This is a genomic window from Myroides odoratimimus, from assembly GCF_030326305.1.
Classification (GTDB): Bacteria; Bacteroidota; Bacteroidia; order Flavobacteriales; family Flavobacteriaceae; genus Flavobacterium; species Flavobacterium odoratimimum_A.
Genome location: NZ_JACAKB010000038.1, coordinates 1 through 21,788 on the forward strand (window position 1 = coordinate 1; position 21,788 = coordinate 21,788).

At 34.3% G+C, this 21,788-nt stretch carries 15 protein-coding genes, 1 pseudogene and 1 CRISPR repeat array; of the genes and pseudogenes, 4 read left to right on the top strand and 12 right to left on the bottom strand.

Annotated elements, in window-relative coordinates; translation table 11 throughout:
* Positions 1-83: 83 nt before the first annotated feature.
* The 12 genes and pseudogenes from HX049_RS16660 to HX049_RS16715 all read right to left on the bottom strand — a co-directional run bounded on the left by HX049_RS16660 (position 84) and on the right by HX049_RS16715 (position 12,780).
* Complete coding sequence (locus tag HX049_RS16660; protein ID WP_286417331.1) at positions 84-692, bottom strand: Type 1 glutamine amidotransferase-like domain-containing protein; 609 nt, start codon at positions 690-692, stop codon at positions 84-86.
* A gap of 111 nt (positions 693-803) precedes the next feature.
* Positions 804-1,124: pseudogene (locus HX049_RS16665) on the bottom strand (methylated-DNA--[protein]-cysteine S-methyltransferase); the annotation flags it as partial.
* 160 nt (positions 1,125-1,284) lie between these two features.
* The gene (gene ilvA, locus HX049_RS16670) at positions 1,285-2,529 is read right to left on the bottom strand and encodes a threonine ammonia-lyase IlvA (protein ID WP_286417332.1); all 1,245 of its coding nucleotides are present in this window, start codon (positions 2,527-2,529) and stop codon (positions 1,285-1,287) included.
* Positions 2,526-3,572 (bottom strand): ketol-acid reductoisomerase, encoded by a 1,047-nt coding sequence (ilvC, locus tag HX049_RS16675; protein WP_286417333.1) that lies wholly within the window; start codon positions 3,570-3,572, stop codon positions 2,526-2,528. The genes ilvA and ilvC overlap by 4 nt, the downstream gene beginning before the upstream one ends.
* A gap of 61 nt (positions 3,573-3,633) precedes the next feature.
* Complete coding sequence (gene ilvN, locus HX049_RS16680; RefSeq protein ID WP_286417335.1) at positions 3,634-4,146, bottom strand: acetolactate synthase small subunit; 513 nt, start codon at positions 4,144-4,146, stop codon at positions 3,634-3,636.
* Positions 4,147-4,158: 12 nt separating this feature from the next.
* Positions 4,159-5,853, bottom strand: a complete 1,695-nt coding sequence (gene ilvB, locus HX049_RS16685; RefSeq protein WP_286417337.1) for a biosynthetic-type acetolactate synthase large subunit — start codon at positions 5,851-5,853, stop codon at positions 4,159-4,161.
* Positions 5,854-6,096: 243 nt separating this feature from the next.
* The gene (gene ilvD, locus HX049_RS16690; RefSeq protein WP_286417339.1) at positions 6,097-7,782 is read right to left on the bottom strand and encodes a dihydroxy-acid dehydratase; all 1,686 of its coding nucleotides are present in this window, start codon (positions 7,780-7,782) and stop codon (positions 6,097-6,099) included.
* Positions 7,783-8,474: 692 nt separating this feature from the next.
* Positions 8,475-9,104: a hypothetical protein gene (locus HX049_RS16695; protein WP_286417341.1), complete on the bottom strand. Its 630-nt coding sequence runs from the start codon at positions 9,102-9,104 to the stop codon at positions 8,475-8,477.
* 98 nt (positions 9,105-9,202) lie between these two features.
* Positions 9,203-9,916, bottom strand: coding sequence for a DNA alkylation repair protein (locus HX049_RS16700; protein ID WP_286417342.1), 714 nt, complete (start codon positions 9,914-9,916; stop codon positions 9,203-9,205).
* A 109-nt stretch (positions 9,917-10,025) separates the two neighbouring features.
* The gene (locus HX049_RS16705; protein ID WP_286417344.1) at positions 10,026-10,514 is read right to left on the bottom strand and encodes a PaaI family thioesterase; all 489 of its coding nucleotides are present in this window, start codon (positions 10,512-10,514) and stop codon (positions 10,026-10,028) included.
* Positions 10,515-10,572: 58 nt separating this feature from the next.
* Positions 10,573-11,208: a LysE family translocator gene (locus HX049_RS16710; protein ID WP_286417346.1), complete on the bottom strand. Its 636-nt coding sequence runs from the start codon at positions 11,206-11,208 to the stop codon at positions 10,573-10,575.
* Positions 11,209-11,328: 120 nt separating this feature from the next.
* Positions 11,329-12,780, bottom strand: a complete 1,452-nt coding sequence (locus HX049_RS16715) for a PLP-dependent aminotransferase family protein (RefSeq protein WP_286417348.1) — start codon at positions 12,778-12,780, stop codon at positions 11,329-11,331.
* Between the two features lie 88 nt (positions 12,781-12,868).
* On the opposite strand from HX049_RS16715, the gene HX049_RS16720 reads away from it, so the two are divergent.
* The 4 genes from HX049_RS16720 to cas2 all read left to right on the top strand — a co-directional run bounded on the left by HX049_RS16720 (position 12,869) and on the right by cas2 (position 19,607).
* Positions 12,869-13,759 (top strand): DMT family transporter, encoded by an 891-nt coding sequence (locus HX049_RS16720; RefSeq protein WP_286417350.1) that lies wholly within the window; start codon positions 12,869-12,871, stop codon positions 13,757-13,759.
* Between the two features lie 402 nt (positions 13,760-14,161).
* The gene (cas9, locus tag HX049_RS16725; RefSeq protein WP_286417351.1) at positions 14,162-18,367 is read left to right on the top strand and encodes a type II CRISPR RNA-guided endonuclease Cas9; all 4,206 of its coding nucleotides are present in this window, start codon (positions 14,162-14,164) and stop codon (positions 18,365-18,367) included.
* Positions 18,368-18,381: 14 nt separating this feature from the next.
* Entirely contained in the window at positions 18,382-19,272 is an 891-nt protein-coding gene (cas1, locus tag HX049_RS16730; RefSeq protein ID WP_286417353.1) for a type II CRISPR-associated endonuclease Cas1, read from the top strand.
* Complete coding sequence (cas2, locus tag HX049_RS16735) at positions 19,269-19,607, top strand: CRISPR-associated endonuclease Cas2 (RefSeq protein WP_286417355.1); 339 nt, start codon at positions 19,269-19,271, stop codon at positions 19,605-19,607. Before cas1 ends, cas2 begins: the two co-directional genes overlap by 4 nt.
* Before the next feature lie 107 nt (positions 19,608-19,714).
* Positions 19,715-21,683: direct repeats of the CRISPR family, unit length 50 nt; unit sequence GTTGTGTGATTACACAGTAAATTTACAATAATTTGAAAGCAATTCACAAC.
* Positions 21,684-21,788: the final 105 nt, after the last annotated feature.

Genomic DNA, 21,788 nt, shown 5'->3' on the forward strand with positions numbered 1-21,788 from the left:
CAAGAAGCGACGAAAATGGTTCGTAGGATTATGGGATTATCCTTTAGATCTACCTTTAAATATCCCTAATGCGTAATACGGGATTATAGTGACAACACCTCTATTTCTTGGTTTTGGACAGTCAGAACTTGGTAATTATTTAACAACACTAAAGGCAATTTATCCTTATATTCTTGATATACTTGTTCAGCTACTTCTGTAAAAGGTTCACATCCATAATGTACTAAAGGATATTGATCTATCATTCCCATTGCCTTGTATTCTGTCAACTTAGGGGCAAATGATTTGTCATCCATTGCCTCTATATATCGAATGTCAGGACACATCACAACACTTCCTGCCGAAGTCCCTATATACAGCTTCCCTTTAGACACCTCTGCTTTTATTAAGTAATCAGCACCCATTTCTTTTAAAGTTTGGAGTAGGTAAAAAGAATTTCCGCCTGATACAAAAATGTAATCATTAGTACTTACTTTCTCTCTGATTTCTTCATTACTTGCTGTACTCAGTTCTAATACATCTATAATGATTCCTAAACTTTCGAAAGCTCTTTTGTCATTTTCTACATGTCCCACATACTCTTTTACTACACTGGCTGTGGGAATAAAGGTCACCCTTTTTCCTTTTACTTCTTCACCAGCAAAGTCGCTAAATAAGCTAACTACATCACAGAATGAAGAACTTAAAAACATCTTTATCACGATACAAACTCTTAAAATTGATAAAACTAAAGTACAATTCTTACTAATACGCTTTTGCGATTAATTATAGCTATTTTCAAACCACAATTTACTATACTGACCTCAGTATAAACTCAATGTTAACTGAGAAGAAGAGAATCTCTCTTTATTCTCTAATTCTAATAAGAATTTCTTTCTCCAAATCCCTCCTCTGTAGCCTGTCAGACTACCATCAGTACCTATAATTCGGTGACATGGGATCACAATAGCTATTCTATTCATTCCATTCGCATTCGCTACAGCTCTAATACTTTTTGGAATCTGTAGATACTCCGATTGTTCTTTATAAGATTTTGTTTCTCCATAAGGGATATGGAGAAGTCCATGCCACACCTGTTGTTGGAATACTGTTCCTATTAGATCTAAAGCAACACTACCTGAAATCTTTCATTCATTCTATAGCTATACCTAAATTACTCAGTACTATCTGTCTTATATAACTACTCTTGACAACAACGCTATTCTAAAATAAAATAGGTTCCGAGAAACAATCGGAACCTATTCATTGCTGACTTACTAATCAAGTCATTTATAAAGAAATCTACTAGCCAACTAAATGAGTAAATAGTGCTTCATTATCATTTAAATACTGATAATTAAAATTATGTTTCTCTAATTGTTTAATCAGATGATCATAATCGAGTCTGTTGGCTAATTCTATCCCTACTACCGCAGGGCCTCTTTCTCTATTATTCTTTTTGGAAAACTGAAAATAAGTGATATCATCATCTTTCCCTAGTACTTCATTGACAAACTCCTTTAATGCTCCTGGCCGTTGTGGAAAGTTAACAATGAAATAATGCTTTAGCCCTTCGTATAAGAGTGAGCGTTCTTTTATCTCTTCTGTACGAGTAATATCGTTATTACTTCCACTTACTACACAGACCACCTTTTTACCCACCAATTTATCTTTATACAAATCAAGAGCAGCTATACTCAAGGCTCCAGCTGGTTCTACCACTAGTGCTTCTTCATTATAAAGCTTGAGAATAGTAGTACATACCTTTCCTTCGGCTACTGTTATTACATCGTGTAAACTCTCTTTACAGATAGCAAAGTTTAAATCTCCAACTCGCTTAACAGCAGCCCCATCTACAAAGGTGTCTACTGTATTTAATGCCGTATTCACATTCTCTTGGATAGAAGTCCGCATAGATGCTGCTCCTGCTGGTTCTACTCCTACTATATGAGTATGTGGGCTTAAATGTTTAAATACAGTACTGACTCCAGCTGCTAAACCTCCTCCTCCGATAGGGACAAACACATAATCAATAGGCTCTTTCATAGCCTGTAATACTTCTAATGCTACAGTACCCTGACCTGCGATTACCTCTTCATCATCAAAAGGATGGATAAACACCGCTTTATTCTCTTTACAATACAAGCTTGCTTCTGCATAACAGGCGTCAAATGTATCTCCTTTCAAAACGATGTTAACCTTATCTTTACCGAATAGTTTGACTTGATCTATCTTCTGTTTAGGAGTAGTAATCGGCATAAATATCGTTGCGTGGATATCTAGATGATGACAAGCGAAAGCGACTCCCTGCGCATGATTACCTGCACTAGCACATACCACACCTCCAGACTGCTCGTCTGGAGTAAGTGTAGTAACCTTATTATATGCTCCTCTTAATTTATAAGAACGTACAGGCTGCAAATCTTCTCTTTTCAAATAGATATCTGCCTGATATACTGTACTTAGGTTTAGGTTTTTTATTAAAGGAGTCTGGATGACGACTCGTGCAATATTTTGTTGTGCTTGATATACTTTTGTCAATAAGTTCATGATTGGGATGGTCTTAGTTTTCTTACCTCAGCGCCTGTTTGCCAAAGTTCGCTCTCTCTTAATTCTTTTAACTCTTCTTCTAACTTAGCTCTATAGTCTTTCTCACTATTTGCCTTAATCACAATCTCTGCCTCTCTTCCTGACGCTACACTCTCATATAACTCTTTAAATACAGGAGTAGTAGCATCTCTAAACTTATCTTTCCAATCTAGTGCTCCTCGCTGTGCTGTAGTAGAACAATTAGCATACATCCAGTCCATTCCTCGATCTGCAACTAAAGGCATTAAACTCTGTGTCAACTCTTCTACTGTCTCATTAAATGCTTCGCTAGGTGTATGCCCTTTTGCTCTTAGTACATTGTACTGTGCTTCAAAAATACCTGCAATAGCTCCCATTAACACTCCTCGTTCTCCAGTCAAATCACTATAAGCTTCTCGCTCAAATGTTGTTTCAAACAAATAACCTGAACCAATAGCAATACCTACGGCTAAAGCTCTCTCCTGTGCTCTACCTGTAGCATCTTGGAAAATAGCATAGCTTGAGTTTAATCCACATCCTTCTAAAAATAATGTACGCAATGATGTTCCTGACCCTTTCGGTGCTACTAAAAACACATCTACTCCTGCTGGTGGAATAATATTCGTTTTCTGATGAAAAGCTACTCCAAAACCATGCGAAAAATACAATGCTTTACCTGTTGATAGATTACCTTTAACTGCCTCCCACGTATGAATTTGTCCTGCATCTGATAGTAGGTTCATGATAATCGTACCGCGTTGGCAAGCCTCTTCGATATCAAATAAAGTCTCTCCTTCTACCCATCCATCAGCTACTGCCTTATCCCAACTGTTAGAATCCTTGCGTTGTCCAACAATTACATTAATTTTATTATCTCTTAAATTCTGTGCCTGTCCTGGTCCTTGTACTCCATAACCAATAACAGCCAATACCTCATTTTTTAATACTTCTCTTGCATTATCTAATGTAAATTCTTCTCTAGTCACTACATTTTCTAGTGTTCCTCCAAAATTAATTTGTCCCATTTTTTATAGTTTTTTGTTTTTTTGTGATTTCGTGATGTCGTGATATTGTTTAAAAACATTCTTAGTTCTTAATCAAATAAAGCTCTTCATAGTTCATAGGCTTCGTAATCGCTACTCTGCCAGAACGAGTAAACTCTAGTACTCCATAACTAGACAACTGAGTAAAAAGATTCTCTATTTCTTCTATATACCCTGTCTTCTCTATGGCTATAAAATCTTTATCTACTGATAATATTCTAGCTTGATTCACTCTAATGATTTGTTCTACTTGGGTATTAGACAACAAAGATGTTCTTACTTTATAAAGTGCTAGCTCTTGGTAAATGATATCGCTATTCTTATAGGCAAATACCTTAAATACTTCTACTAATCGCTCTAACTGACCGATCAATTTATCGACTTGCTCTTGTGTACTTTTAAATACTACAGTGTATTTAAAAACCTGTTTTATCTCAGATTCTGACACTGTAAGACTATCTAGATTAATATGTCTACGTGTAAAAACATTGGTTATTCTCGTCAGCATCCCAATACTATTTTCAGTAAAAACCGACAATGTGAATTCCTCTTTCATAATCCTTGTCTTTTAATTTAATAATACATCAGAAACACTTGCTCCTGTTGGAATCATTGGATATACATTTTCTTCCTTCTCTACTGCTATTTCTAATAGATAAGCTCCAGGATGAGCAAGCATTTTTTCTAGTGCCTCTCTCAGATCTTGACGCTGTTCTACACGGTTAGCTTCTATAGTATACGATTGTGCAATACCTACGAAATTAGGGTTGTTCATCTCTGTAAAGCTATACCTCTTCTCAAAGAACATCTGCTGCCACTGTCTTACCATACCTAAAAAACTGTTGTTTAGAATAATCATTTTCACTCCTATATTACTTTGCATAATTGTACCTAGTTCTTGAATATTCATCTGAAAACCTGCGTCCCCTGCAATCGCAACTACCGTTTGTTTAGGATTGCCTAATTTAGCACCTACTGCAGCAGGAAGAGCAAACCCCATCGTGCCCAATCCTCCAGAAGTGATATTTGTCTTAGGGGAATTATACTCATAATGACGGGCTGTTATCATTTGGTGTTGTCCTACATCTGTTACAATGACAACTTCCCCTTTAGTCAACTCTGTCAATAACTTAACAGCATCCTCCATCATGATCTTGTCTGCATTGACTTGCTTTTTGTTAACTTTCAACTGCTCTACTTCATATGCTTTGCCTAGTTTAAACTCAGAAAGCCAATCCTTATGAGTATGCTGCTCTACTAGTTCAATCAAAGTATTTAATGCTTTTTTAGCATCACTTCGTATTCCGATATCTGCCTTAATAATTTTATTTAACTCTGCTGCATCTATATCGATATGAATAACCTTAGCTTGCTTTGCATATCGAGACACATCTCCAGTTACTCTATCATCAAAGCGCATTCCTATGGCGATTAATACATCACACTCATTCGTCTTTACATTCGCTGCATAATCACCGTGCATTCCAAGCATTCCACAGAAATGACTATGATTACTAGGCAATGCTCCTAAACCTAAAAGCGTGGAAGCAGTAGGGATATCTGTCTTTTCTACAAAGGCTTTTAACTCTTGTTCTGCATGGCTTAACAATACCCCTTGTCCTACTAACAAATAAGGTTTTTTTGCCTTATTAATTAAATCAGCTGCTTGGTGAAAGCGTTCTAAATCAACTGGAGGTTCTGGAAAATAACTTCTAACCTTAGCACATGGTTTATATTCAAAAGCAGTCATTCCGAACTGAGCATCCTTTGTGATATCAATCACAACAGGACCTGGTCTTCCAGACTTCGCTAGATAAAATGCTTTGGCAATAGTAGGTGCTATCTCTGAAGCCTTAGTTACTTGATAGTTCCACTTGGTAATCGGCATTGAAATACCTATTACATCTGTCTCCTGAAACGCATCTGTCCCCAATAATTGGGAAGTTACCTGTCCTATGATACACACCACAGGTGTTGAATCAATATAGGCATCTGCTAATCCTGTAATCAAATTAGTTGCCCCTGGTCCTGAAGTAGCAAAGACTACTCCTACTTTTCCAGAAGCTCGTGCAAATCCTTGTGCTGCGTGTATTGCTCCTTGTTCATGGCGCACTAAAATGTGTTCTAGCTCATCCATTTTGTCATAAAGAGCGTCATAGATGGGCATTATGGCTCCACCTGGGTACCCGAATATCGTCTCTACTCCTTCACACAACAAAGAGGAGATTACCGCCTGTGCTCCTGTTAATTTTTCTTGTTGCATATTTTGTGTTTTTTGTGAAATCGTTTTTTGTTTTTTTTGTAAAACTGTGAATTTTGTGATAGCGTGAAACCGTAATGTTGTTGTTCTCATGCACGGCGACACGCATAATAATGCGTCTGTACTAATGCGGACGCGAATTTGTAAACCGTGCCATATTCTATAAAACATTAACTCTGACACGCAAAATATTGCGTCTCTACATGACCCACAGAATGAAATAATAAATGCCCTAGGCAAACATTCTTAATTCTTAATTCCATCAGTAATACATCCCTCTGATGCATCAGCCACACAGTTTGAGTATTTGTACAACACTCCTTTTTTAAACTTTAGTGCTGGCTTTTGCCACTTTTCTCTACGGGCTTCTAATACCTTCTGATCAACTAATAGCTCAAGCTTTCTATTCTCTACATCAATACTGATGACATCTCCATTCTCTACTAATGCAATTGTACCTCCATCATACGCTTCAGGAGTAATATGCCCTACTACAAAACCATGTGTACCACCTGAAAAACGGCCATCTGTGATAAGAGCTACACTCTTGCCCAATCCTGCTCCCATAATTGCAGAAGTAGGCTTAAGCATCTCTGGCATTCCTGGACCTCCTTTAGGACCACAATATCGGATAACGATTACTTCCCCTGGCTGCACTTCTTGAGCTGATACACTTTCGATAACTGCATACTCATCATCAAATACTCTTGCTTTGCCCTTAAAGAACATGCCTTCCTTACCACTGATCTTCGCCACACTTCCCTTCTCTGCTAGATTACCATAGAGAAATTGTAAGTGTCCACTTTTCTTAATTGGAGTAGTGATATCCACAATAATATCTTGGTCCTTAACCAAGTCTTTTGCTAGACTTAAGTTTTCTCTTACCGTCTTTCCTGTTACTGTAAGACAATCTCCATGCAATAATCCCTGATCCAACAGATGTTTCATAATAGCAGGTACCCCTCCTATTTTGTGTAAATCTTCCATAAGGTACTTTCCACTAGGTTTTAGATCTGCTAAGACAGGTACTCTATCGCTAATCTCCTGAAAGTCCTTTAGTGTAATCTCAATATCTACAGCATGTGCCATCGCGATTAAGTGAAGTACTGCATTAGTAGATCCTCCTAGTGTAATTACCATCGTCATCGCATTCTCAAAAGCTTCTTTAGTCATAATATCTGATGGCTTAATGTCTTTCTCTAATAGATTTCTCAAAGCCTGTCCCACTTCTAAACACTCCTGTTTCTTCTCTGCACTCAAAGCAGGATAAGAAGAACTATGTGGCAGACTCATCCCAAGAGCTTCTATCGCAGATGCCATAGTATTGGCTGTGTACATCCCTCCACAGGCTCCTGCTCCTGGGCAAGCATTCTTAATCACTCCTTTGTAATCTTCTTCTGAGATAGAGTTGCTAAACTTCTTGCCCAAGGCCTCAAAAGCAGAGACGATATTTAGTGATTCTCCCTTGTATTTCCCTGAGTGTATAGTACCACCATATACCATAATAGCAGGTCTATTTAGTCGCCCCATCGCGATAATCGCACCTGGCATATTCTTATCACAACCAGGGATAGCAATGACAGAGTCATACCATTGTGCATTAACCACTGTCTCAATAGAATCTGCTATAATATCTCGAGATACAAGAGAATACTTCATGCCCTCTGTCCCATTCGAAATACCATCACTCACACCGATTGTGTTGAAGATTAGCCCTACTAGTCCACTCTGTTTGACGCCTTGCTTTACATACTTTGCCAGATCGTTTAGGTGCATATTACAGGTATTGCCTTCATAGCCCATACTCACTACACCTACCTGTGCCTTATCTAAGTCTTCTTCACTCAGTCCGATTCCATAGAGCATAGCCTGTGCCGCTGGCTGTGTTTGGTCTTGTGTGATTACTCTACTGTACTTGTTCAATACATTCATAATTGTATTTTTTGGTTGATTATATATCCTTGATAGCGAAACGACTAGAGAAGTTTAATTACAAAATGCTATAAACAAAAAAAGCCTCCCGATATGGGAGGCTTCAAATATTCTTTATCTCTAGATAGAAAAAATCAGCATAGCGACTCCCGTGCAAATGTGTTTACCACAATCACAATAATTAGAACCACTAGAATGTTTACTAAATTTTTCATCTTTTTGTTTCTGATCTATGGGTCAAAGATATAAATTGATTTAGAACCACCAAACAAAAAAACACATCTTTACTTAAACTTAATTCAATAAACACTGTTTTTTACAACACAAAAATCAAAGTTTAAGCATATAAAATACCAAAATAATACTACTCTCGACATCACCTCTAAAATATTTTAACAAATAGCAGGATTTACACTGCCAAAAACAGACTCTAAAAGCACAGTCAAGTCTTGCTATAACTAGCCTTAAGCCCAAAAACATATTTTGACTAAAAAAAGGTATATTTTATTCATTTTTGACTCCTAAAACATCCAAAAAAGCCTCTTTTTTATTCAAAAATCAAATATTTTAAAGCAACTTACTGTCTCGGCAAAAAAAGTTTTTAAAAAAGTACTTTTGACTTCTAAAAAAGGGGAAAAATGCAAAAAGAACACCTGTAAAAGTGTCCTTTTTCTTCTTATTCTGTCAGATTATTACTCATCTAAAACTATTCTACCTAAAAAAGCATGATCTACATTGATAAAGATTGTGTTTAACTTCTCCTCGTTATTCCATAATCTTTTATTATAAATTACTGTTTCTAATGCTCCATATACTTGTTTCTCCATCATTCTACTCCAAAAAACGATCAGAGTATTCTCAGACGTATTCTCCATTCTAAAACCATATAACTCTTGTATTTGTTGTAATTTTATATCCAATACAGATGTGCTAGATAATGGAGGAAACTGTTCAAATCGATCGTCTATATTCCAATCTAACTTCCATGTCCAATAATTTATAGGAACATTACAACTAGAATGTATAGAAACTAGACTATCCTCTTTAAAATACAATAACTGTATAGGTTTGGTCAGAATATATTGTTTTTCTTTTTCTAGGAAAGAAGAATAACTTATAAACTGTTCTTGTGTACTAATGAGAAACTGTGAGTCTTCAGGGTATTGCTCCTTTAACCTGATTAAAGATTCATCATAATCCTTTTGAGAAAATACTTCTAACTCTTGTATTTCCACTAATCTTAATACAATAGTTTCTGAGAAGACTACTCCAAGAGTGATTATAAAACCCATCATGATTAAAATAAAGTACCTCTTTTTCATTGTGCTTATTTTACTATTTTTAAACGTCTCACCAATCTTTTTATTTCATAATCAATACAGGTTCTTTACATTAAAATAGATAATGGACTAACACTACTTTATTTCTTCATCGCTTCTGCTTTTAAATCTAAAGGCATTTTTTCGATAGCATAGCGCAATGTCGTTCTAGACATTACTACCTTATACTGCATAATGAATTCATATACTTCAACTTGATGTAACTTACTAGCCTCTTTTAGCATCCAACCTGTTCCTTTCTGTACTAGGTCATCCTCATCTTTCATTAACAAGATTGCTAATTCAAATACTTTCTCTAAGTACAATCCTTTCCTAGCAGGCACTACTAGACTTACAGCTGCACCTCTGCGCATCCAACGATTAGGTGAAGTCGCCCATAAGGTCAACTGTTCTATCTCTAAAGGATATTTTATGAATAAAGGCCCAATAGTAGAACAGCAGAGCGTATCACAATCTGCCCAGCTTTGAACATACTTATTTAACCACAGACCAAAGTACTTCATATCTATAGCTTCGTATTGACGATGTAATCGCTTTGTTATAATACAAGCAATGTAAGCTTCTTCAAAATAACGTGATTTCCACAATTCTTGACATAGCAAGTATATTTCTTCTTTAGGTTTTGCTTTAAGATTATTAAACAATTCTTTTCCTATCCTATTTAAAATCTCTTTGGACACACCATACTCCTTAGGTTGCTCATCTCCTTTAAAGAAACGAGATGAAACAACTATATTTTGTGGATCTACATAGTCTTGTAGTGTTTGGCGTATATCAGATAAAAACTCTTTCATAACAGATAATTTATAAACGAAAGATATTCTATTTTCAAAAACTAATCTTGATTTATAATGCGAAATATTAGCACAAAAAAGCCTACTTCTAAGAGAGTGGGCTAGTATATTATCTAAAGATCATACAGTTGGACACAGCATGAGCATATAGTTTGCCCTCTGCATCTAGCAATTCACATTCTAAATAAGCCGTAGTACGTCCTTTATGTATAATCTTCGTTTTAGTCTTTAAAGCAGGTGACTCAGCAGTTATTCTTCTCAAGAAATTCACTTTTAAATCTAATGAGGTAAAGCTTTCTCCAATCTCTAGGGTACTCAATAAAGAACAGCCAATAGCAGAGTCTAATACTGTACTGATAATGCCTCCGTGTACGCTCCCTATTGGGTTATAATGAAATTCTTCTCCTTTTAGTTCGAATATGACCTGTCCTTTCTCAACAGAAACTACTCTAGAGGATATTGTTTCCTGTATAGGAGCCATAGGTAAATTTCCTTCTAATACCTGCATTAGAAACTCATATCCATTTAACTTCTTTGCCTCTTCTAAAGTTTTATTAGGGTCTTCCCAAGAGAAAGTACGCGTTCTATTGATGCTCATAATTTTAGTTTTTAGATTAGTTTAGAGCTAAAAGTACTAAATCCTAAAAACAGAAACACTATTTTCCTTTTGAAATAGCCATTTTAAAAGCTAAAAATAACAATACGCTCCCCATAAACCACTTCTGTACTTTTACCCATAGAGGTTGTCTCTGAAAGAAAGAAGCTATCTTAGCTGCAAATAAAACAATTAAAAAATTATTGATAAAACTAACTAGTAGTTGAGTGGTTCCTAATGTTAAACTCTGTAACAATACAGATCCATAAGCTGGCTTAATAAACTGGGGAAACAAAGAAAGATAAAAAACTGCTACCTTGGGATTCAAGACATTCGTTAAAAAACCTATTGAGAACAACTTACTTGGAGAGTCTACTTTAATACTTTGTTCTACATCAAATATATTCTTTGCATTAGGTTTTAACGCTTGAAATGCCAAATACACTAAGTACAGCGCGCCTGTCCACTTCAGTATAGCATAGGCATAAGGTATGGTAAATAATATAGCCGTCAATCCAAAAGACACTAATATAATATGAAACAGAAAACCGCAGATTACTCCCATTAGAGAGATTAGCCCCGCTCTTTTGCCTTGTGATAATGTTCTCGTAATAAGGTAAAACATATTTGGCCCTGGAGTAATAGCCAAGACTACTGCCGCTATCACAAACAGCATTAAATCGTGTAGTGGAATCATAAATAATAGTTGGTTTAGTCAAGTCAAATGTAATTTTTTTCTCTTGATAGATAAGTTTTTCAAATTACTTTTTTCTCTTTTATTTCAACGTGTATTTGCAACTCCCCCTTTTTCTTTCAGCTATTCTTGTTCTGTATTAACAGTCTTTAGGTTTTGCAATTGTCTAGCTAATAAACCTATCTGTTTAATCTTTCCCTCTAATTGTACATCCCAAGGCAAGCCAAAACACAATCGCATGGAGTTGTTATACTGATTTTGCAAAGTGAACATCCGTCCAGGAGCTATACTTATTCCTTTTTTCATCGCCAAATCATATAACGCGATAGTATCAATCTCTTCACTAAACTCTATCCATAAAGACAACCCACCCTGTGGTTGGCTAATCTTAATATTCATAGGAAAACTCTGCTGAATAACTCTAGCATAGTTTTGATAATTCTGATATAGCTTTCTTCTTAGTTTTCGCAAGTGCTTATCGTATTTCCCTGACCTTAAGAAATTAGCCACAGCTTCTTGTTCTAAGGAAGAGGATGAGATAGATTGTATCAGTTTGATATTTTGCACTTTATCTTTATACTTACCAGGGGCTACCCATCCTACTCTAAACCCAGGGGCTAGTGTTTTAGAGATAGAACTACACCAAAGCACATTTCCTGTCTTATCGAATGTCTTACAGCAAGTAGGTCGATGGCCTTCAAAACATAAATCTCCATATACATCATCTTCTATCAAAGGAATATCGTGCTGTGCCAATAGCTCTACCACCTCTTTCTTGCTCTCATCAGGCATACAGCTCCCTACAGGAGTATTGTAGTTTGAGATTAAAATACAAATATCTATTTCTGAGACCACCTCTCTTAGCGCTTCTACTTTTATTCCTGTATTAGGATTAGTCGGTAATTCAAACACCTTTAACCCCAATCCTAAAGCTAATTGTAGAATACCAGGATAACAAGGACTTTCTATCGCAACAGTATCTCCAGGTTTACTCAATGCAGTTAGACAAAGAGCTACTGCATTCATCCCTCCATTTGTGGTAATCAAATCTTCTTCGTGAAGATTAGCACCCCAACCCGAAGATCGCAAAGCAATCATTCTCCTCAGATTGGCGTTACCTTCTAATCGTTCGTATTGTACCCCACCAGTAGGCAAGTCTCTAGTGGCTTGTACTATCTCTTTCTTTAATTTAGCAATAGGCAACATATCTCCATACGCCACGGTATAAGATAGTAATAAGAGGTCTTCCCTACCTATATTAGCGTATACTTTTTGAAGAATATCATTAGGTTCACAGTGATTAGCTAATAAAATGGGATTACTCTCCTCAGGAAGAGGTAAGTTCTTATAACTTAATTTACTCACAAAATAACCACTCTGAGGTTTCGAATAAATCAAAGACAGAGATTCTAACTCTAAGAAAACACGTCTTGCCGTATTCATACTAATCTCATATTCTGCGCATAACCCACGCAAGGAAGGTAACTTCTCTCCTTCTCTAATATTTCCACTTCTAATCTGAGAAGCTATATTCTCTGCAATCTCACTATACAAAAAGGTTTTGCTCATATTCATCCACTAACTGTGCCCATGCAAATATACAAAACTGATACTGTGTGAATCCTATACATAGAGGTAATTTTGTCCCAAATAAAACAGAATAATGGAACAATCAGGCATTTTAAATGCAACAACGAAATCATCTAACGGATGGTTAAATGGATTTATTGGAGTACTTCTATTCGCAGGTTCGATGCCTGCTACTAAGATGGCGGTTAAAGACCTAGACCCTATCTTCGCCACTGCAGCAAGAGCAGTTATCGCAGCTTTATTAGCGCTAGCTTGCGTAATAGCTCTTCGCGAAAAACGCCCTACCAAAGAACAGATGTGGCCACTAATTAAAGTTGCCATTGGAGGAGTTATTGGTTTCCCTCTATTAACAGCGATGGCATTAGAGTACATCACCTCAGCACATTCATTGGTATTTATGGGAATGTTACCCCTGTCTACAGCTATATTCGCTGTATTCATTGGTAAAGAGAAGCCTAAACCTATCTTCTGGTTATTCTCTCTAATAGGGAGTGCCTTAGTGATTGGATTTGCATTCTCACAAGGAGTAAGTTCTAACCCTATCGGGGATATCCTAATGATCTTAGCGATCATCTTATGTGGGCAGAGCTATGCAGAAGGAGCTAAACTATCTAAAACACTAGGAGGCTATCAAGTAATCTCTTGGGCGTGTATTATCTCACTACCTCTTACAGTGCCGATTATGATTTATACGGTACCTACAGACTTAGCTCTAGTAAGTGGAGAGTCTTGGTTTGGACTATTCTATATTTCTGTTGTCAGTATGTTTTTAGCGTATATCTTTTGGTATAAAGGATTAGCACAAGGAGGAATCGCAACAGTAGGTCAAATCCAATTATTACAACCGCTATTAGGGATGATATTAGCGGCAACAGTGTTAAACGAAAAAGTAAGCCCTACGATGCTATACGTCACTTTCGGAGTGATCCTTTGTGTGGCTGCAAGTAAGAAGTTTGCTAAATAGATATTTTTTTCTCTTCAATTATTACCCTTTTACTAACGAAAAACGCACTTATATAGTGCGTTTTTTTGTTGTTTTATCTATAAAATTGTTCTTAAAAACCGTGTAAAATATAATTTATATCAAGTAGTAGATCTTTCATCGCATATTAATTTACAGCTAGAAAGGTGTTTTTTTTCCCAATACACCATGCAATTAGTTTGCGAAATATTAAAATAAAAAATGCCCCGAAGATAGTCGAGGCTCTAAATGTTTTCACAACGGAAATAATCCTTATTGTGAATTGCTTTCATATTGTCCTACAAATATAAACTCTTTTTTTTATATAACAAAATATAAGAAATCAAATATTTTGTTGTAATATTATGTAGAATTCATCTTTTTTACTGACAAAAAACTACAATAATGAAAAAAATACTTGGTTTAGACTTAGGAACAACTTCGATTGGTTGGGCTTATGTTCATGAAGCTGAAAATGAGAATGAAATTTCTTCAATACAAAAATTAGGCGTACGTGTTAACCCCTTAACTGTAGACGAGCAAATCAACTTTGAGAAAGGAAAACCAATCACGACTAATGCTACAAGAACGCAATCACGTTCTGTACGTCGTAATCTACAACGATACAAACTTAGACGCGAGCATTTAATAAATATACTTACCCAGCACAATTGGATAAATAAGTCTACCATATTAGCAGAAACAGGCAACCAATCTACTTTTGAAACTTATCACTTACGAGATAAAGCTGCTTCTCAGAAAATATCTCTTTCAGAGTTATCTCGTGTTTTACTTATGATAAATAAAAAACGTGGATATAAAAGCAGTCGCAAAGTTAATAACACTGAAGAAGGACAGCTAATCGATGGGATGTCGATTGCGAAACGACTTTATAATGAACAATTAACCCCTGGTCAATTATCACTTGAACTATTACAAAAGGGGATCAAGAAATTACCAGATTATTATCGCTCTGACCTAAATCAAGAACTTGACTTAATATGGACTTTCCAACAAAAATATTATCCAGAAATACTTACAGAGACCTTTAAAGATAAAATTAAAGACAAGGGAGGAAAAGCTACATCAACACTATTCTGGGCAACTTATAATTTTAACACAGCAGACAACAAGGGGACTAGAGAAGAAAAAAAACTACAAAGTTATCAATGGCGAGTTCAAGCCCTAACACAGCAATTAGATAAAGATGTAGTTGCTTTCGTTATTGCTGATATTAATGGTCAAATATATAATTCTTCTGGTTATTTAGGAGCTATAAGTGATAGAAGTAAAGAGTTATACTTTAACAAATTGACTGTAGGCCAATATTTATATCAACAACTAAAAGATAATTCACATACTCGTCTTAAAAACCAAGTTTTTTATAGACAAGATTACTTAGATGAATTTGAAACAATATGGAACACTCAATCTCTATACTATTTAGATGAGCTAACTATTGAACTCAAGGAGGAAATTAGAGACACTATTATTTTTTATCAAAGAAAATTAAAATCACAAAAAGGACTGATTAGTTTTTGTGAATTTGAACAATGCCAAAAACTTGTAAATGGCAAAAGTAAGACTATTGGTAATCGAGTAATTCCTAAATCCTCTCCTCTATTCCAAGAATTCAAAATATGGCAACAATTACACAATGTGACGTTAAGAAATAAAGAAACAAATGAATATACTTGTTTAGCAGAAGAACAAAAAGCGCATCTATTTGAAGAATTAAATATAAAAGGTAAGTTAACAAGTGCTCAAGCTCTAAAACTCATCGAAAGTAAGCCCAAAATGTGGGAGTTAAACTATACAGAATTAGAAGGAAATAATACCAATAAAGTATTATATAATGCTTATCTAGACATTATTGATGCTGCTGGTTATGATATACGAAATGAATTAAAGATAAAACTTAATAAAGATGATATCGAATTAACTGATTTAGATGTTGACTCTTCTCAAATCAAAGAAATTATTTATACTATTTTCAAAGATTTAGGTATTGATACTACTATTTTAGACTTTGACGCTACTTTAGAAGGTAAAGCATTTGAACGACAAGGGTCTTACCAACTATGGCATTTATTATACTCTTATGAAGAAGATGATTCTAAGACAGGGTTAGATACCTTATATAAACTATTACAGACCAAATTCAACTTTTCTCCTGACCAAACTAAATACTTAGGAAATATTGTATTTCAAGATGATTATGGAAACCTATCAGCTAAGGCTATAAGAAGAATATTTCCATACATTAAAGATAATAAGTATAGTGATGCATGTCATTTAGCTGGATATAAGCATTCAAAACATTCGCTTACTAAAGACGAAAATGATAACAGGGAGCTAAATAATAAATTAACTATACTCCCAAAAAACAGTCTTAGAAACCCAGTTGTTGAAAAAATACTAAACCAAATGGTTAATGTTGTTAATACATTAATTGATGGAGAGAATCTAAAGTTAAAAGAACAAGGAAAAGCTCCTGATTTTCACTTTGATGAAATCCGTATTGAGTTAGCACGTGAACTAAAAAAGAATGCTAAAGAGCGTGAGGAACTTACTAAGTCAATTAATCAAGGAAAGTCAGACCATGAAAAAATAATCAAAATCTTACAAAAAGAAGATGGTTTAAAAAACCCTACACGAAATGATATCGTTCGTTATAAATTATATCAAGAATTAAAAAATAATGGCTATAAAGATCTATATACAAATGAATATATAGAACGCAAAAATATTTTCTCAAAAGACTATGATATAGAGCATATTATCCCTCAATCAAAATTATTTGATAATAGTTTTTCAAATAAGACCTTAGTACGTAGAAATGTAAACTTGAAAAAGGGAAATCAAACAGCATATGATTTTATACTTTCTGAATATGGTCAAGAAAAAGCAAACGAATTTGAAACAAGAATAACTAATTTGTTCAGTCTTGGACAAGTTGAAGGCATTTCTAGAAGCAAATTCAAAAAACTTTTAATGAGAGAAAGCGACATAGGACATGGCTTTATAGAAAGAGATTTAAGAGAGACTCAATATATTGCTAAAAAAGCAAAAACTATGTTATTTAATATTACTCGAAACGTAGTTTCTACTTCTGGTAGCATTACAGATCGCTTAAGGGATGACTGGGGACTAATTAATGTTTTGAAAGAATTAAATCTAGAAAAGTATAGGGGTGCAGGATTGACAGAATTAATTGAAATGAAAGATGGCAATAAAAAAGAGATAATTATAGACTGGACGAAGCGAAACGACCATCGTCACCACGCTATGGATGCTTTAACTGTAGCATTTACCAAACATAATCACATTCAATATTTAAACAACCTCAATGCAAGAAAGAATAATTCTGATAAACTACACAGTAATATCATTGCTATAGAAACTAAAGAAACCCATCTAATAACAGATAGTTTAGGCAATAGAAAAAGAGTATTCAAAGAACCTATTCCAAATTTTAGGCAAGTCGCTAAACAACATTTAGAGAGCATTTTGGTTTCGCATAAAGCTAAAAACAAAGTTGTAACCAAAAACATTAATAAAATTCAAGGAAAAAAGGTAGGGCAGCTAACCCTAACTCCAAGAGGGCAATTGCACAAAGAAACAATGTATGGTAAGATACGTCAATATGTTTCTAAAGAAGAAAAAGTTGGGCCTAAATTTAATTCTGAAATCATTGAGTTAGTTAGCAACCCTACTTATAAAAAACTGTTACTAAAAAGACTAAATGATAATAATAATGATCCTAAAAAAGCATTTGGTGGCAAGAATGCCCTTAGTAAATCACCTATTTACATCGATTTAGAAAAAAACATCACTCTTCCTGAGGTAGTTAAATTAATATGGCTAGAAGAAGACTACACTATACGAAAAGAAATTACACCAGATTTGAAAGTTGACAAAGTAATTGATCAAGGTGTTAAACGTATTTTAGAAAATAGATTAAAACAATATGATAATAATCCCAAATTAGCTTTCTCTGATTTAGATCAAAATCCTATTTGGTTAAACAAAGAAAAAGGAATAGCAATCAAACGAGTGACTATATCGGGTGTTAAAAACGCACAAGCCTTACATATTAAAAAGGATCACTTAGGTCAACCAATTCTGGATTCTAAAGGTCAAGAAATACCTGTCGATTTTATCAATACAGGAAATAATCATCATGTCGCTATATATGAAGATGAAAGTGGAAATCTTCATGAACTTGTAGTTTCGCTTTTTGAGGCAGTAGAACGTGTAAATCAACAACTACCAATTATAGACAAAACCTATAATCAACATTTAGGATGGAGATTCTTATTCACAATGAAGCAAAATGAGCTTTTCTTATTTCCTTCTGATGATTTTAACCCAACCGAAATAGATTTATACAATAAAAGTAACTACGGTACAATTAGTAAAAACCTGTTTAGAGTTCAAAAGTTCACAATAAAAGATTACTTCTTTAGACATCACTTAGAAACTAATGTACAAGATAATAATACTTTGAAAAACATAACCTGGAAGCGTGAAGGATTAAATGGAATAAAAAATATTTTAAAAGTTAGAACAAATCACCTTGGTGAAATTATACATATAGGCGAATATTAATTAAACTTAATACTATGCTAAAAAGAACTATCTATATTGGTACTCCTTCTTACTTAAAGCTATCCCATCGCCAACTTAAGATTGACGATGGGATAACGGGAGATATCAAAGGAAGTATTCCTATAGAAGATATAGGCTTCTTGGTATTAGATCATCCACAAATTACTATTTCTCATCCTGTCATACAATATCTACAACTCCACAATGTAGCTATTATTTGTTGTGATGAATCTCATCTACCCTTAGGATTGATGTTACCTATTAGCGGACATGTTGAGCATTCAGAACGCTTAAAAAAACAAATAAGTATATCAGAGCCTTTAAGAAAGCAGTTGTGGAAACAGACTGTAGAAGCTAAGATATATCAACAAAAAGAAGTTCTTAGTAAGCAAAACCTTGCGTATGACCCTATGCTTAAATATCTCAATGAAGTAAAATCAGGGGATAGCACAAATATGGAAGGCATTGCTGCCCAATACTATTGGGGAAAGCTCTTTGATAACTTCACAAGAGATCGAGAGGGAGCATCACCAAATAACTTTCTCAATTTTGGTTATGCTATACTGAGAAGTATGGTAGCTCGAGCTATTGTATGCAGTGGACTCCACCCTACCATTGGAATCTTTCACCAAAATAAATATAACGCCTACTGTTTAGCAGATGATTTAATGGAACCTTATCGTCCTTATATAGATGAATTAGTTATAGAGTGGATTAGCAATCCCCTAAACCCATCTGAGGTTACAAAAGAAGCGAAAGCACACTTGTTACAAATCGCTACAAAAGACGTTTACATTAATGGGTTAAACCGCCCTTTAATGACTGCACTAAGCATAACTACAAGTTCTTTGTACAAATGCTTTATAGGAGAAAATAGAGTAATACACTATCCTATGATGAAATGAGTTTTAGTCGTTATAATGCTTATCGAATTATGTGGGTATTAGTATTTTTTGATTTACCAACAGAAACTAAACGCCAGCGAAGTGTAGCTTCTAAGTTTAGAAAAACATTAATTGATGATGGCTTTAATATGTTTCAATTTAGTATCTACCTAAGACATTGTCCCAGTAGAGAAAACGCAGAAGTACATATCAAACGCGTAAAAAAGCAGCTCCCTGCAGAAGGAAAAATAGGTATTCTCTGTATCACCGATAAACAATTTGGACAAATGGAACTATTCTTTGCAAAAAAGGAAACAGACTTACCAGTTATGCCACAACAATTAGAACTCTTTTAATAGAAATAAAAAAATGCTATAATCTTTTGTAGATTACAGCATTTTTTTTTCTTTTTATTTACTATCCAATCGCTCTTATCATCCCTATTTATAAGGCTTTAGAAGAGGTTGTGTGATTACACAGTAAATTTACAATAATTTGAAAGCAATTCACAACTTCTGAAGAAGACTTGGAAAAAGTATCTTTGTTGTGTGATTACACAGTAAATTTACAATAATTTGAAAGCAATTCACAACACTATCTATAAATGTATTGAATACGTGAAGGTTGTGTGATTACACAGTAAATTTACAATAATTTGAAAGCAATTCACAACTCTCTAGCTTCCGCGCTTTCTCCTGCAAAGTTGTGTGATTACACAGTAAATTTACAATAATTTGAAAGCAATTCACAACTATCTACCTGTACTCCCATAACTTCCTTCTGTTGTGTGATTACACAGTAAATTTACAATAATTTGAAAGCAATTCACAACTCTTCATTATCCAGGTCAATACGTTTTTGTGTTGTGTGATTACACAGTAAATTTACAATAATTTGAAAGCAATTCACAACGCATATCTGATGAATACCCAAGGGAAAGAGGTTGTGTGATTACACAGTAAATTTACAATAATTTGAAAGCAATTCACAACACTTGCTAAATTAACAGCACAACAACTAGAGTTGTGTGATTACACAGTAAATTTACAATAATTTGAAAGCAATTCACAACGTATAAAGCAGACACTAATGAGTTAACTAAGTTGTGTGATTACACAGTAAATTTACAATAATTTGAAAGCAATTCACAACTACTCTCTTCTTCTGTTAAAGTTCTAGGTAGTTGTGTGATTACACAGTAAATTTACAATAATTTGAAAGCAATTCACAACAAGAACAGAAGCATTGAAAGACTTACCTGAGTTGTGTGATTACACAGTAAATTTACAATAATTTGAAAGCAATTCACAACTAATTTTAAATTTCTTTATGTTATTCATAAGTTGTGTGATTACACAGTAAATTTACAATAATTTGAAAGCAATTCACAACTGGAAACGAACAATAAAGAAATTACCAAGGGTTGTGTGATTACACAGTAAATTTACAATAATTTGAAAGCAATTCACAACACTCCCTAACTGATTGAGAAACTCCAACTAGTTGTGTGATTACACAGTAAATTTACAATAATTTGAAAGCAATTCACAACTGATAGCAGAGAAATATAAAGATAGATATTGTTGTGTGATTACACAGTAAATTTACAATAATTTGAAAGCAATTCACAACGATAAGTTAAAAGAGATGGGAAATGAATCTGTTGTGTGATTACACAGTAAATTTACAATAATTTGAAAGCAATTCACAACACTATATAATAGTTTTTATATACATAGTAAGTTGTGTGATTACACAGTAAATTTACAATAATTTGAAAGCAATTCACAACAGTTGTTACTTTCATAACCTTAACCGCTATGTTGTGTGATTACACAGTAAATTTACAATAATTTGAAAGCAATTCACAACAGGGAACGTTATATATATATCTTCTCCACTGTTGTGTGATTACACAGTAAATTTACAATAATTTGAAAGCAATTCACAACAAAATTTACTAAATTCGAGCTACCAAACTTGTTGTGTGATTACACAGTAAATTTACAATAATTTGAAAGCAATTCACAACATACAAGAGCGAGAAAACATAATTATTAATGTTGTGTGATTACACAGTAAATTTACAATAATTTGAAAGCAATTCACAACAATCTTTCCTTTATTAATGTAATACGTTTTGTTGTGTGATTACACAGTAAATTTACAATAATTTGAAAGCAATTCACAACTGCCATTTTAATAAAATGAGGAGCTACGGAGTTGTGTGATTACACAGTAAATTTACAATAATTTGAAAGCAATTCACAACTACTAACCAATGTTTAAACGCCCAAACATTGTTGTGTGATTACACAGTAAATTTACAATAATTTGAAAGCAATTCACAACTAAACAGTTAGCACAAAGAACATCTAAGTTGTTGTGTGATTACACAGTAAATTTACAATAATTTGAAAGCAATTCACAACTATCGCTTAGCAAATCTACCTTTACATCTATATTAGCCCCTAAATAAGCTGGAGTGAAATTAGTAAATTAATTACATAACTTTGGACTTATGAAATACAAGAAAT

Excerpts from the sequence above, each read along its gene's own strand:
- HX049_RS16660 (WP_286417331.1), bottom strand. The coding sequence starts at position 692 with ATGTTTTTAAGTTCTTCATTCTGTGATGTAGTTAGCTTATTTAGCGAC.
- ilvA (WP_286417332.1), bottom strand. The coding sequence starts at position 2,529 with ATGAACTTATTGACAAAAGTATATCAAGCACAACAAAATATTGCACGA.
- ilvC (WP_286417333.1), bottom strand. The coding sequence starts at position 3,572 with ATGGGACAAATTAATTTTGGAGGAACACTAGAAAATGTAGTGACTAGA.
- ilvN (WP_286417335.1), bottom strand. The coding sequence starts at position 4,146 with ATGAAAGAGGAATTCACATTGTCGGTTTTTACTGAAAATAGTATTGGG.
- ilvB (WP_286417337.1), bottom strand. The coding sequence starts at position 5,853 with ATGCAACAAGAAAAATTAACAGGAGCACAGGCGGTAATCTCCTCTTTG.
- ilvD (WP_286417339.1), bottom strand. The coding sequence starts at position 7,782 with ATGAATGTATTGAACAAGTACAGTAGAGTAATCACACAAGACCAAACA.
- HX049_RS16695 (WP_286417341.1), bottom strand. The coding sequence starts at position 9,104 with ATGAAAAAGAGGTACTTTATTTTAATCATGATGGGTTTTATAATCACT.
- HX049_RS16700 (WP_286417342.1), bottom strand. The coding sequence starts at position 9,916 with ATGAAAGAGTTTTTATCTGATATACGCCAAACACTACAAGACTATGTA.
- HX049_RS16705 (WP_286417344.1), bottom strand. The coding sequence starts at position 10,514 with ATGAGCATCAATAGAACGCGTACTTTCTCTTGGGAAGACCCTAATAAA.
- HX049_RS16710 (WP_286417346.1), bottom strand. The coding sequence starts at position 11,208 with ATGATTCCACTACACGATTTAATGCTGTTTGTGATAGCGGCAGTAGTC.
- HX049_RS16715 (WP_286417348.1), bottom strand. The coding sequence starts at position 12,780 with ATGAATATGAGCAAAACCTTTTTGTATAGTGAGATTGCAGAGAATATA.
- HX049_RS16720 (WP_286417350.1), top strand. The coding sequence starts at position 12,869 with ATGGAACAATCAGGCATTTTAAATGCAACAACGAAATCATCTAACGGA.
- cas9 (WP_286417351.1), top strand. The coding sequence starts at position 14,162 with ATGAAAAAAATACTTGGTTTAGACTTAGGAACAACTTCGATTGGTTGG.
- cas1 (WP_286417353.1), top strand. The coding sequence starts at position 18,382 with ATGCTAAAAAGAACTATCTATATTGGTACTCCTTCTTACTTAAAGCTA.
- cas2 (WP_286417355.1), top strand. The coding sequence starts at position 19,269 with ATGAGTTTTAGTCGTTATAATGCTTATCGAATTATGTGGGTATTAGTA.